12 protein-coding genes are annotated in these 13,120 nt (G+C 64.3%); 8 read left to right on the top strand and 4 right to left on the bottom strand.

Annotated features, from left to right (window positions below; all coding sequences use genetic code 11):
• The first annotated feature begins 51 nt into the window (after positions 1-51).
• The 3 genes from glk to L858_RS0105755 are packed head-to-tail and all read left to right on the top strand — an operon-like array spanning position 52 to position 2,191.
• Positions 52-1,017 (top strand): glucokinase, encoded by a 966-nt coding sequence (glk, locus tag L858_RS0105745; protein WP_028055858.1) that lies wholly within the window; start codon positions 52-54, stop codon positions 1,015-1,017.
• Positions 1,017-1,634, top strand: a complete 618-nt coding sequence (gene eda, locus L858_RS0105750; RefSeq protein WP_022682194.1) for a bifunctional 4-hydroxy-2-oxoglutarate aldolase/2-dehydro-3-deoxy-phosphogluconate aldolase — start codon at positions 1,017-1,019, stop codon at positions 1,632-1,634. Before glk ends, eda begins: the two co-directional genes overlap by 1 nt.
• A gap of 44 nt (positions 1,635-1,678) precedes the next feature.
• Complete coding sequence (locus L858_RS0105755; protein WP_028055859.1) at positions 1,679-2,191, top strand: hypothetical protein; 513 nt, start codon at positions 1,679-1,681, stop codon at positions 2,189-2,191.
• 16 nt (positions 2,192-2,207) lie between these two features.
• On the opposite strand, the gene L858_RS0105760 is transcribed toward L858_RS0105755, so the two are convergent.
• From L858_RS0105760 to L858_RS0105770, 3 genes are read right to left on the bottom strand one after another with little or no spacing between them, the layout of a single operon-like run.
• A complete protein-coding gene (locus L858_RS0105760) occupies positions 2,208-2,783 on the bottom strand; it encodes a gamma carbonic anhydrase family protein (RefSeq protein ID WP_028055860.1) in 576 nt (191 codons plus the stop codon).
• A gap of 4 nt (positions 2,784-2,787) precedes the next feature.
• Complete coding sequence (gene hemB / locus L858_RS0105765) at positions 2,788-3,783, bottom strand: porphobilinogen synthase (protein WP_022682197.1); 996 nt, start codon at positions 3,781-3,783, stop codon at positions 2,788-2,790.
• A 54-nt stretch (positions 3,784-3,837) separates the two neighbouring features.
• The gene (locus L858_RS0105770; RefSeq protein ID WP_238564933.1) at positions 3,838-5,385 is read right to left on the bottom strand and encodes a M28 family metallopeptidase; all 1,548 of its coding nucleotides are present in this window, start codon (positions 5,383-5,385) and stop codon (positions 3,838-3,840) included.
• Between the two features lie 152 nt (positions 5,386-5,537).
• Here L858_RS0105770 and L858_RS0105775 point away from each other — a divergent pair, with 152 nt between their 5' ends.
• The 3 genes from L858_RS0105775 to L858_RS0105785 all read left to right on the top strand — a co-directional run bounded on the left by L858_RS0105775 (position 5,538) and on the right by L858_RS0105785 (position 8,453).
• Positions 5,538-6,233, top strand: coding sequence for a head GIN domain-containing protein (locus tag L858_RS0105775; protein WP_022682199.1), 696 nt, complete (start codon positions 5,538-5,540; stop codon positions 6,231-6,233).
• 82 nt (positions 6,234-6,315) lie between these two features.
• Positions 6,316-7,590 carry an ammonium transporter gene (locus L858_RS0105780; RefSeq protein ID WP_022682200.1) on the top strand — a complete coding sequence of 425 codons (1,275 nt, stop codon included), beginning with the start codon at positions 6,316-6,318 and terminating at the stop codon, positions 7,588-7,590.
• A gap of 5 nt (positions 7,591-7,595) precedes the next feature.
• Positions 7,596-8,453, top strand: a complete 858-nt coding sequence (locus L858_RS0105785; protein ID WP_022682201.1) for a glycosyltransferase — start codon at positions 7,596-7,598, stop codon at positions 8,451-8,453.
• A gap of 15 nt (positions 8,454-8,468) precedes the next feature.
• On the opposite strand, the gene L858_RS0105790 is transcribed toward L858_RS0105785, so the two are convergent.
• Entirely contained in the window at positions 8,469-9,803 is a 1,335-nt protein-coding gene (locus L858_RS0105790) for an MFS transporter (RefSeq protein ID WP_028055861.1), read from the bottom strand.
• Positions 9,804-10,045: 242 nt separating this feature from the next.
• On the opposite strand from L858_RS0105790, the gene cyoA reads away from it, so the two are divergent.
• Both cyoA and cyoB read left to right on the top strand, forming a co-directional pair.
• A complete protein-coding gene (gene cyoA / locus L858_RS0105795; protein WP_022682203.1) occupies positions 10,046-11,107 on the top strand; it encodes a ubiquinol oxidase subunit II in 1,062 nt (353 codons plus the stop codon).
• A 5-nt stretch (positions 11,108-11,112) separates the two neighbouring features.
• Entirely contained in the window at positions 11,113-13,119 is a 2,007-nt protein-coding gene (cyoB, locus tag L858_RS0105800) for a cytochrome o ubiquinol oxidase subunit I (protein ID WP_022682204.1), read from the top strand.
• Position 13,120: the final 1 nt, after the last annotated feature.

The raw sequence follows: 13,120 nt of genomic DNA on the forward strand, positions 1-13,120 counted from the left end.
CGAAATTCTCAGCCGCCGCTGGAATGACGCACTTGAATGGAGAGGTCCTCGATGACCGAGATTATCGCAGCGGATATCGGCGGCACCAACGCCCGTTTCGCCCGGGCTACCCTCGACGCCCGCAACGTCCCGACGCTGGGCACCGTGCGCAAATACAAAGTCGCCGATTATCCCAGCCTACAGGCTTGCTGGGCCGCCTTTGCCGCGGATGAAGGCGGCGACCTGCCGACATCCGCCTCCATCGCCTTCGCCACCGCAATCGGCCGGGATGTCATTAAGCTGACGAACAGCAGCTGGATGATCCGGCCTGACACGCTGGACGAGGAACTGGGCCTCACCCATTTGCGGCTGGTCAATGATTTCGAGGCGGTGGCCCATGCCGTCGCCCGCCTGCCGCAGGAAAATCTGCCGCTGCTGTTCGGCCAGGACAAGCCGTTCCCCAAGGATGGCGGCGTCACCATTTTGGGTCCGGGCACCGGCCTCGGCGTCGCGATGATCGCGTTCGACGATGGGGAGCCGCATGTCGTCGCGACCGAAGGCGGGCATCTGGACTTCGCACCGCTCGATCCGCTGGAAGAAAAGATCCTCGCCTATCTGCGCGACAAGTTTCTGCGCGTTTCGACGGAGCGGATCGTGTCGGGTCCGGGCCTTAACAATATCTATAAGGCGATGGCGACCATCGGCCATGACCGCGTCATGCTGATGGAGGATGCCGAACTGTGGCAGGCCGCGCTCGATAACACGGACCCGTTCGCGCGGAGGGCGCTGGAGCGGTTCTGCCTGTCCTACGGTTCGGTCGCAGGCGATCTGGCGCTTGCCCAAGGCCCCAACGCGGTGGTGCTTGCCGGCGGGCTGACCCAGCGGATGCGCGACGTGTTGCCGGCCAGCGGCTTCTATGGCCGCTTCACCGCCAAGGGTCGGTTCGAAAGCCTGATGAAGACCATCCCCATCCGCCTCGCACTACATGAAGAAATCGGGCTGTACGGCGCGGCCGCCGCCTTTCGGGAGAAGAAATAATGTCGTTGAGCGTTGAACAGGTCATGGAACTGGCACCCGTGATCCCGGTGCTGGTCGTCGATCGGGTGGAAGACGCGCAACCCATCGCGGAGGCACTGGTCAATGGCGGTCTGCCTGCATTGGAGGTGACGCTGCGCACGCCCGCTGCTCTCGACGTCATCCGCGAGATGGCGAAGGTCGAGGGCGCCGTCGTCGGCGCAGGAACCGTGCTCAACCCCGCGCAACTGGACGCGGCGATGGAAGCGGGCGCGCGCTTCATCGTCAGCCCCGGCCTTACCGAGCCCCTCGGCAAGGCAGCGATTTCCGCGGGCGTCCCCTTCCTGCCGGGCACCGCGACAGCGGGCGACATCATGCGAGGCATGGACATGGGGCTTTCGCATTTCAAATTCTTCCCGGCCGAAACGTCGGGGGGCCTGCCCGCGCTCAAGGCTCTGGCGGCGCCGCTGCACACGGCGCGCTTCTGTCCGACGGGCGGCATCACCCCGGAAAGCGCTCCGAAATGGCTGGCCGAACCCTTCATCAAATGCGTCGGCGGCAGTTGGGTCGTGCCGAAGGGAGCGGTCGATGCGGTCAGGATCGAAGCTCTCGCCCGCGAAGCTGCAGCGCTGGCCCGCTAATGAGCGGCATTGCACCTGCCCGGGCCTCATCCTAGATGCGTGCCATGAACCCACGTCGGCTGCTTCCTTCACTGGCCCTTATCCTGTCGGGCTGCGCCAGTAGCTTTCATGGCTATCCCTCCCTCGCCAAGCGCGCGATCGAGGATGCGCCCTTTGCGGAGCCTGCCGCCCAGCCCGCGCCTGCGGCAACGGACGCGGCGCCTTCCAAGGACATCGACCGCCTGACGGCACAGGCCAAGACAGGCGAGGCAGCCTTCGACCAAGCCTATGCGAAGGCTGACCGTGCGACGCGCGCTGCGTCGGGCGCTGCGGTATCGAGCGACGCATGGGTCGCGGCGCAAACGGCAATCAGCGCACTCGAATCAGCGCGGAACGACAGCGTCTCCGCACTCGCCAGCCTAGACGTTCTGCTGGTCGAGCGAAACAATGCCATTGCGGACGGCAAGGCGAGCGGCGGCATCGAAGCCATCGACGCAGCTCGCGCGTCGGCATTGGCTATCGTCGATGGACAGAATGATCGGCTGGATGGGCTGAAGGCGCGACTGGCGCAGCCCTGACCCCAGCTGGCAGGCGTCAGACCGCCGCCTTCACCGCGCCCTTATGCGCTTTAGCATTGTGGACATAATGATCGACACCCTCGCGCATGTCGATCAGCGCCGCATCGGACAGGTCGCGCATATATTTGGCGGGTCGACCAGCCCACAGCTGCCGGTGCGGAACGGTTTTGCCCGACGACAGCAGCGCTCCTGCCGCCAGCATGGCGTCGCTCTCCACCGTACAGCCGCTCATGACGATGGCGCCCAGCCCGACAAAGGCGCGATCGTTCAGGACGCATCCGTGCACCGTCGCCATGTGGCCGATCAGCACATCTTCACCGATGATCGTGGGCCAGCCATCAAGTGGGCGGCCATCCTGCCGCTCCCCGGCGCTATCGCAATGAACCACCGTCCCGTCCTGTATGTTGGAGCGCGCACCGATCCGAATTCGGTTCACGTCTGCGCGGATGACGCAATTATACCAGATGCTGGCATCGGGCCCGATTTCGACGTCGCCGATGATCCGGCAACCGGGGGCGATGAAAGCGCTGGGGTGTATGACCGGCGTCTTGCCGTTGAAGGACAGGATGGTGACGTCGGGGTGATCGGTCATCACTTCAGGCTCCCAGCAATCGCGCCGCATGGAGCGCATGATAGGTAAGGATGCCGGAGCAGCCAGCGCGTTTGAAAGCCATCAGCGTTTCGAGCACCAAGGCGTCGCGATCCCCCGCCCCGGCAGCCACAGCCGCCTCGATCATCGCATATTCGCCGGACACCTGATAAGCGAAGACCGGTACCGCGAAAGCATCTTTCACCCGAGCGATGATGTCGAGATAGGGCAGGCCCGGTTTCACCATCACGCTGTCGGCACCTTCTGCAAGGTCGAGCGCGACCTCGCGCAGCGCTTCCTCGCTATTGGCGGGGTCCATCTGATAATTTTTCTTGTCGCCCCTCAGTAGCCCGCGCGAGCCGACCGCATCGCGAAAGGGACCATAGAAGGCGCTGGCATATTTGGCGGCATAGGCCATGATCTGGACATTGGCGTGCCCCTCCTCCTCCAGCGCTTCGCGGATCGCGCCCACGCGGCCGTCCATCATGTCGCTGGGCGCGATGATGTCGGCGCCGGCAGCCGCCTGGTTGAGCGACTGGCCGATCAGCACATCGACGGTGGCATCGTTCACAACATAGCCGCTCTCATCGAGCAAGCCGTCCTGCCCGTGCACGGTGTAGGGGTCCAGCGCCACATCGGTCAGCACGCCGATGTCCGGCACGGCGTCCTTGATCGCCCGGATGGCGTGGCACATCAGATTATCGGGGCTGAGGGCCTCCATGCCATCGTCGCTGCGGCGCTCGGGCTGCGTGTTGGGGAAAAGCGCGAGGCAGGGAATGCCCGCATCGCGCGCTTCCTTCGCCCGCGCGACGACCAAATCGACCGACCAGCGCGACACGCCCGGCAACGAAGTGATCGGCTCCTCCACCTGCTGGCCCTCCGTCACGAACAAGGGCCAGATGAAATCACTGGGGTTCAGCCGGTTTTCGGCATGCATCGCCCGGCTCCAGGCCGAAGCGCGGGTACGGCGCAGGCGCAGCGCCGGATAGGGGGCATAGCTCATGGCGGGGGTGTAGGCCGCTCCGCTGAGGGGATCAAGGCTCCGCTTGCCCTCCTCTCACCTCGCGAACCGGCGGAAGAAGCTGTCGCGGTTCCAGGCGGGCCGGGCCGGGGCGTTCGCCACACGGAGGGCAACGGCGGCGACATAGTCGTTCAGCTTCACCGACTGATCCGGCATCACCGGCTGGTTCACGTCATCGCGCGGCGAATGGTAGACATTCGCGCGCCAGGCCTTCTCCACCTCCGCCTCCCGAGTGCCCGCCTTGAACCCATATTTGAAGAACAGTGCCGGCACGCCCTCCAGGATGAAGCTATATTGGTCGGACCGGATGAAGACATTGCGGTCCGGGAAGGGATCCGGCGTGATCGGCAGGTTCATCTGTTGACTGACTGCCTCGGCTTCCTTGCCCAACGTGCTCTGATCATAGCCGATCGGCGTTACGCTCGTGAGGGGGAAGATGGGGAGCGCCATGTCGAAATTGAGGTTCGCGACGATTGCCTCCGCCGGCACCGTCGGCTTACGCGCGAAGTAGCGGGATCCGAGCAGCCCCTTCTCCTCGGCCGTAACGATGGCGAAGAGGATGGAGCGTTTCGAGCGGACCGGACCGTCGCGCAATGTGCGGGCAATCTCGATCAGGCTCGCGACGCCCGAAGCATTATCCAGCGCGCCATTATAGATTGAGTCGCCCCCGATGGGTGTGCCGACGCCATAGCCATCGAGATGGGCGGACAGGACGACATATTCCTTGGCAAGACGCGGGTCCGATCCGGGCATCACGCCCACGATGTTGGACGACGACAGGTCGGTGCGTTCGGCCGCCAACTTGACCTTCAGCCGCTGCGCCAGCGGGAAGCTGGGCACGGGCGCAGCTTCGTCCGCCGCCCCTGCAATTCCCGCGAAATCACGGCCTGACCCGGCAAAGAGCAGCGCTGAACGGGCGGGATCGATTTGTGCGTTCAGGAAAGGCCGACGGGTGTCGCGCAGCGCGGCATCCTTGATGAACAGCGCGGGCTGGCTCGCCAGAGCCATGCGGCGGCTCCAGGGGATCTCCACCTGCTTGGGCGTCACCAGCTGGATCAGCCCGAGGGCGCCCATTTTCGCCAGCCATCCGCTGCGCTCGGATCGGGCATGGGACTTGAGCGCGCCGGAAATATGGGACGGCCCTCCCGAAATCACGACGACGATCTTACCCTTCACATCCAATCCCGCGAAATCGTCATGCCCCGCTTCGGGCAGGTGCAGACCATAGCCGGCGAAGACCAGCGGCGTGTCGAGTGCTTCGGGTACCGGGCCGCCGCTCCCCGAAATGATGAGATCGGCGGGGATGGAAAGCGCCCGCTCGCCTCCTGCGCCGATCAGTGCGGCGCTGCTCCCCTGGGCGATGATAGTCTGCCGGATAAAGGCGATAGGCTGCTTATAGCCCTCCGTTCCCGCAGGCTTGAGGCCGAGCGAACCGAACTGAGCGATCACATAGTCCGCCGCGCGATCATAGCCGGGCGTTCCGGCAGCGCGCCCTTCATAGGCGTCGCTGGCAAGCGTCTGCACATGGCTCCACCATGTTGCCCCCCGGTCCTCCCCAGCGGCGAAGGCCGGCACTGTTACCATCAGGAGGGAAAATCCGATCCAATATGTGTGCATCAGTCGCTTGCCTCCTGAAAAACCGCTTGATCTTGCCCGATCTGGTGCGACGAACAAGGGGGGTTGGAGCCGCCACGTCGCGCGCTTATTCCCCTTCTTGAACGATTTAAGAGGCTCTCATGATCCTGGCGCGCTTTATCCTGCTGACGGTCGTCGGACTCGCCGCCCCCGCGCAGGCGGCAACGCGCGGCTTTACCGTCACCAGCTTCGACGCGATCCGGGTCGACGCCCCCATAGAGGTGATCGTCACGACCGGAGCCGGCGCGTCCGCCCGGTCGGAGGGGGACCAGCAGCTGCTCGACCGGCTGAAGGTCGATGTGTCAGGCCGGCTGCTGACCATCACGATGGAGCGGCCCCGGCCGGGCGAGAAATCCGGAGGTCGCGCGCTGCTGCGTCTCTCCACCGGCAACCTCATGCGCGTCGTGCTGATCGGTGGCGGATCGATATCAATCAACCGGATGAAGGGGCTGCGCGGAGAGATCATCTTGGGTGGCAATGGCGATGTCAGCGTCGCAGCCGTGGACCTCGATCAATTGAACCTGGGCGTGGCGGGTGCGGGCCGGGCGACGCTCGCGGGCCGTGCTGGTGTGGCGACGGTGCGGGTGAACGGACCGGGCGCCGTGGCCGCGGAAGGCCTGCACGCGCGACAGGCGACCGTAGCGATTGACGGACCGGGCACTGTCACGCTGACGGCCGACGTGACGGCAAAGGTCAGCGCGTCCGGATCAGGCGACGTGACGGTGATCGGCAAGGCGGCATGCAGCGTCGATAATCGCGGAACCGGGCGGATTTCCTGCGGCGGCGCGGCTTATTGAGGCAGCTTCTCCAATCAGGCTTAGCCAAGTCTTTACCGAAGCGATTTAAGGCAGCGGGAGTTTTCGATTGCCAGGACGTTCGATGCGCCTTCCGCCTGCCCTCCTCCTCGTTGCTGCCGGGACCTTCCTGCCTCAGCCTGCCCTGGCGCAGGTGGCGGTGGCCGACAGCGGCGATACGGGCTGGTTGATGCTGTGCAGCCTGCTGGTGATGCTGGGCGCCCTGCCGGGCCTGCTGCTGCGCCATGCAGGGCTTACGAAGGCCAGGTCCGCACTGTCGATCATGACGCAGGGCATCGCGGTCGCGGCGGGCGCTTCGCTGCTTTGGGGGATCGCCGGATATAGCCTCGCCTTCGCCCCTGGAAGCGGATGGCTGGGCAGCGGGGCGAACCTTTTTCTCGCCAATCTAGGCGCCTTGCGCGAAGGGCTTACGGTTCCTGAGTCCGCCTTTGCGCTGTTCCAGATGGCGCTGGCACTGCTGGCGGCCTGCCTGTTGCCGGCCGCCGTTGCCGAGCGGGTGCGGATCGGCTGGATGGCGACTTTCGCCCCGCTTTGGCTGCTTCTGGTATACGCCCCGGTCGCCCACTGGATCTGGGCGGGCGGGTGGCTGGCGGCGACTGGCGTGATCGACTTCGCCGGCGCGATCGTTCTTCATGTAAGCGCCGGCTTTTCCGCCCTCGTCCTGACACTGATTGTCGGCCCCCGGCGTGCAGCATCAACGCCGGGCCATTCGCCGGTACTGACCCTCGTGGGGGGCGCTCTGCTGTGGATCGGCTGGGCCGGCATCGTCGGCGGCTGGGCGCTCGGCGCCACGGATGACGCCGCGACCGCCATCATCAGCATGCACTTCGCAGCCAGTGCCGGAGCGCTCAGTTGGGCGCTGCTCGATCGCGCGCTCAGCGGCCGCGCGCGGGCGACCGGCCTGCTGTCGGGCGCGCTAGCGGGACTGGTCGCGATCTCCGCATCCGCCCCGCTGGTGGGCGCGGGCGGCGCCATGCTGATCGGCTTCGCAGCAGCCGCCATCTGCCGCTTGGCCAAGGCTCTGCTGAAGGACCGGATCGACGATGCCGCCGACATCTTCCTGATCCACGGCATCGGGGGCCTGACAGGCGCGCTGCTGCTCGTGCCCTTCGTACTGCCAGAAGCGGGGGGCGTGGGATTTCAGGCGGGGATCGATGTCGGCCATACACTCGCGATGCAACTGGTCGGGGTGGTCGTGGTTGCACTCTGGGCGATGCTCGGCTCCGCCATCCTGGCGCTGATCCTTTCGCTGGTCATGCCGCCGCGCCTGGAGCCGGAGGTAGAAGCCGAAGGGCTCGATCTGCCGCAGCACGGGCAGCAGGGCTGGGATTTTCGCTGAACATCATGCGCGTCGCGGTCGGCATCTTCGCGCATCAGGAGGAGCGGCGCATCGCCGCCTGCCTTGCCTCGCTGCCGCTCGACCGCCCCGGCACGCTGTTCCATGTGCTGGTGAACGGCTCCAAAGATGCGACGGCGGAGCGAGCGCGGGAGGCCGCAGGAGGGCGAGCCAATGTGCTCGTGCATGACTTGCCCTCTGGCGGCAAGTCACGGACGTGGAACCGCTTCATCCATGAACTGCTGACCGGGGAAGAGGAAGCCGTCATTTGCCTGGATGGCGATGCGCAGATCAGGGCCGGATCGATAGACGCACTCGCGAAGACACTGACGGACGGTCCGCGACTGAATGCCGCCGCCGGCATGCCGCTCAACGGCCGGTCTGCCGCCGCCTACCGCGAGAGCCTGCGCCACGACCGCGGCCTGTTCGGCGATCTCTACGCGCTCAGCGGCTTCTTCGTGCGGTCGATAAGGCAGCAGGAATTGCGCCTGCCGGAAGACCTGATTGGCGACGACGGGCTAGTCGCCGCCTGGGCGCATACAAACCTTGGGCCTGACGCCGCCTGGGACCGCGATCGGATCATGCCGTGCGAAGCGGCCGGCTTCCTCTGCGAGCCGGTAAGCCTGCTACACCCTGCGACCATCAGGATGCAATATTGCCGCCTGATCAACTATTCTGTGCGCTTCTTCCAGAACCGGATCATATCCGACATCATGGCGCGGGAGGGGCCGCAGGGCCTGCCGGTGCGGCTCAGCAGCCTCTACCCGCAATGGCTGCCGCGCTTCCGGCCGCGAGCCTTGCCGACCGGTTGGTTCGACCGGAAGGCACTCGCCCGGATGCGGGGGCAGATGGAGGGGAACCGGTAAGGGTCCCGCCTCCCCTTACCAGCGGTCGCGGCCCGCCAGTTCCTTGTTGATGTAAAGCGCCACCATCGTCGCCACTGCGCCCGACAGCAGGTAGATGCCCGAGGCGGCAAGGCCGAACTTCACCGACAGCACCAGCGCCACCAGCGGCGCAAAGCCCGCGCCCACCAGCCAGGCAAGGTCGGACGTCAGCGCCGAACCCGTATAGCGCGCCTCGGCCGCGAAATTGGACGCAACCACGCCCGAGGACTGACCAAACGCCAAACCCAGCAGCATGAAGCCCAGGATCATGAAAGCCACTTCGCCCAGATCGCCGCCGTTAAGCAGCAAGGGGGCCATCACGCTGAACAGTGCGATGCCGAGCGCCGACCATGCGAGCAGCGAGCGGCGGCCGATCTGATCCGCGATAAAGCCCGACACGACGATGGCGAGCAGACCGACCGAGGCGCCGATCATCTCGATGATGAGGAAGCGCTCCAGCGGCTGCTTCGTGAACAGCGCCACCCAGGACAGCGGGAACACCGTCACCATGTGGAACAGTGCAAAGCTCGCAAGCGGGGCGAACGCCCCAATGATGATGTTGCGGCCTTCCGCCTTGACAGTCGGCAGGATCTCCGAAGGCACAAGATCGCGCTGCTCGAACAGCCGCTCGAACTCATGGGTCACCACGATGCGCAGACGCGCGAACAGCGCGACGACATTGATCGCAAACGCGACGAAGAAAGGATAGCGCCAGCCCCAATCCAGGAAGTCCGCGCGCGAGAGCGTCATCAGGAAGAAGGCGAACAGGCCGCTCGCCACCAGCAGGGCGAGCGGTGCGCCAAGCTGCGGAACCATCGCATACCATCCGCGCTGATGCTGCGGGGCGTTCAGCGACAGCAGCGAGGCCAGGCCGTCCCACGTGCCGCCCAGCGCAACACCTTGGGCAGCGCGCAGGAGGATCAGCACGACGGCGGAATAATGGCCGATCGTCTCATAGCCGGGCATGAAGGCGATGGAGGCGGTCGATCCGCCGAGCAGGAACAGCGCGCCGGTCAGCTTCGTGCCCCGGCCATAATGGCGGTCGATCGCCATGAAGATCAGCGATCCCAACGGACGCGTAATGAAGGCGACGGCGAAAATCCCGAAGGAATAAAGCGTACCTGTCAGCGCATCGACATAGGGAAAGACGAGGTTCGGAAACACGATCACCGAAGCGATCGCATAAACGAAAAAGTCGAAAAATTCGGAGGTTCTGCCGATGATTACCCCGATGGATATGTCACCCGGCGCGATCTTGTGGTCGCGCGCGTTGATCTTGCGCGCATCGTCCTCAAGCGGGGTGGAGGTAAAGGCAATCGTCGTTGAATTCATCGGCATCCGCTCCTTGATCGGGCAACCGGGCCGATTTTCTGTTATGCCGGCTGCCTGTAAGAGGCAACATAACAGAAAACCCGCGGAGTCTAAGCGGTATCCCGCACTGCGGCCATTTTTTGCAGCTGCGCATAATAGGACAAACTGTCCACTGTCGCTGCACTCGCAGACCGTCTAGGCGCGCGATCATGTCACATCCCCCTTCTCCTTTCCGGAACCGGCTTCTGCGCTGGACCGCCCCGATGCTGGCGCTGCCTCTGACGGCATGCGACTGGGTCGTCATGAATCCTTCGGGCGATGTTGCGGTGCAACAGCGTGATTTGATTCTGATCTCGACGGCACTGATGCTGCTGATCGTCGTTCCGGTGATGGCGCTGATCGTCTGGTTCGCGTGGCGCTACCGCTCGGCGAGCGAGGCAGCCGAGAAGGAGTATGATCCGGACTGGGACCACAGCACCAAATTGGAACTGCTTATCTGGTCGGCGCCGCTGCTGATCATCATCGCGCTGGGGGCGCTCACCTGGGTGAGCACGCATAAGCTCGATCCCTATCGCCCGCTCGACCGGATCGATGCGCAGACCCCCATCGATCCCAAGGTCAAGCCGTTGGTGATCCAGGTCGTCGCGCTCGACTGGAAGTGGCTGTTCATCTACCCCGAACTCGGCATTGCAACGGTCAACGAAATGGCCGTCCCGACCAATGTACCGGTCCGCTTCGACATCACCGCCTCGACGGTGATGAACAGCTTCTACGTGCCCGAACTTGCGGGCATGATCTATGCGATGCCGGGGATGAAGACGCAGTTGCACGCCGTCGCAAACCAGCCCGTCGCCAGCACCGGCATCTCCGCCAACTATTCGGGCGCGGGCTTTAGCCACATGCGCTTTGCCTACAAGGCGCTGGACCGTGCTGGCTTCGAGGCTTGGGCTGCCGGCGTGAAGGCGAGCGGCGCAAGCCTTAGCCGCGACGTCTACCTCAAGCTCGCCAAGCCGAGCGAGAAAGCACCCGTCGCCTATTTCGCGCGGTCCGACCCCAAGCTGTTCGACACGATCGTCAACCTCTGCCCCAAGCCCGGCCAGCGCTGCATGAGCGAGTTGATGCATATCGACCGGATGGGCGGCGCGGGCAAGGAATCGGCGCATGACATTGGCGGGCTCCAGTACGACATGCCCGACAGCCATGTAATCGAGCAGTCGGACGAGAATAAGGGGCAGGAAACCGCCCCCGACGCCGGCCACGCGGCCAGCGGCCCTGCGGATCACTCCTCTCATAGCGGCGCGGATGCGCACGCGCAGCATCGGTAAGAAATATGACCGGCACACTCACGACAACGCAGATGATCCTCGGTCGTCTGAACTGGGACGCCTTCCCGCTGCACGAGCCGATCGTCGTCGCGACCTTCGCGGCGGTGGTGCTGGGCGGGATCGCGATGATCGCGGCGCTCAGCTATTTCCGCCTCTGGGGCTATCTCTGGAAGGAATGGTTCACCAGCGTCGACCATAAAAAGATCGGCATCATGTACATGGTGCTCGGCCTCGTCATGTTCCTGCGCGGCTTTGCCGACGCCATCATGATGCGCATTCAGCAGGCCTGGGCCTTCAACGGCTCGGAAGGCTATCTGAACGCGCATCACTATGACCAGATCTTCACGGCGCATGGCGTCATCATGATCTTCTTCGTAGCGATGCCGTTCATCACCGGCCTGATGAACTATATCGTCCCGCTCCAGATCGGCGCGCGCGACGTCAGCTTCCCGTTCCTCAACAACTTTTCCTTCTGGATGACGGCGGGCGGCGCGGTGCTGGTGATGATGTCGCTGTTCGTCGGCGAGTTCGCACAGACCGGCTGGCTCGCTTACCCGCCGCTTTCAGGGATCGACTACAGCCCCGCGACCGGGGTCGATTATTATATCTGGGCGCTACAGGTGGCCGGTGTCGGCACGACCTTGTCGGGCATCAACCTGATCGCGACCATCGTGAAGATGCGCGCGCCGGGCATGAGCCTGATGAAGATGCCGGTCTTCACCTGGACCTCCCTCTGCGCGAACGTCCTGATCGTCGCCTCCTTCCCGATCCTGACCGCGACGCTCGTCCTGCTATCGCTCGACCGCTATGTCGGCACCAACTTCTTCACCAATGACTTTGGCGGCAATCCGATGATGTACGTCAACCTCATCTGGATCTGGGGCCATCCGGAGGTGTACATCCTCATCCTGCCGCTGTTCGGCGTCTTTTCCGAGGTCACCTCGACCTTCTCGGGCAAGCGGCTCTTCGGCTACACCTCCATGGTCTATGCGACCTGCACCATCATGGTGCTGTCCTACCTGGTGTGGCTGCACCACTTCTTCACCATGGGGTCGGGGGCCAGCGTCAACAGCTTCTTCGGCATCACGACGATGATCATCTCGATCCCGACGGGGGCCAAGCTCTTCAACTGGCTGTTCACCATGTATCGCGGCAAGATCCGGTTCGAGCTGCCGATGATGTGGACCGTCGCCTTCATGCTGACCTTCACCATCGGCGGCATGACCGGCGTGTTGCTGGCCGTTCCCCCCGCCGACTTCGTGCTGCACAACTCGCTGTTCCTGATCGCGCACTTCCATAACGTGATCATCGGCGGCGTGCTGTTCGGCCTGTTCGCGGCGATCAACTATTGGTGGCCCAAGGCGTTCGGGTTTAAGCTCAACGTCTTCTGGGGCAAGGTAAGCTTCTGGTGCTGGAACATTGGTTTCTGGCTCGCCTTCGGCCCGCTCTATGTGCTCGGCCTCATGGGTGTCACCCGCCGCCTGCGCGTATTGGACGACCCGACGCTGCACCCCTGGTTCATCGTCGCGGCGATCGGCGCGGCGGTCATCGCCTGCGGCATCGGCGCCATGTTGATCCAGTTCGCCGTCTCCATCTGGAAGCGCGAAGAATATAAGGAACTGTCAGGCGATCCATGGGATGGCCGGACGCTGGAATGGGCGACCAGCTCGCCCCCGCCGGACTATAACTTCGCGTTCACCCCCGTCGTTTATGACGGCGACACTTGGACGGACATGAAGAAGCACGGCTATCAGCGGCCGCTCTCGGGCTACCAGCCGATCCATATGCCCAGCAACACGGGCGCGGGGATCATCCTCGCCGGTCTTGCCACGGTCTGCGGCTTCGCGCTCATCTGGTACATCTGGTGGCTGGCTGGCCTCAGCTTCGTCGGGATCGTCGGGGTCGCGATCGGCCATACCTTCAACTACAAGCGCGACTTCTACATCCCGCAGGATGTCGTCACGCGCACCGAGGAAGAGCGCACGCGCATCCTCGCCTCGGCCGGAGTCTGAC

The sequence above is a fragment of the Sphingobium bisphenolivorans genome, assembly GCF_000412635.1.
GTDB classification, from domain to species: domain Bacteria; phylum Pseudomonadota; class Alphaproteobacteria; order Sphingomonadales; family Sphingomonadaceae; genus Sphingobium; species Sphingobium bisphenolivorans.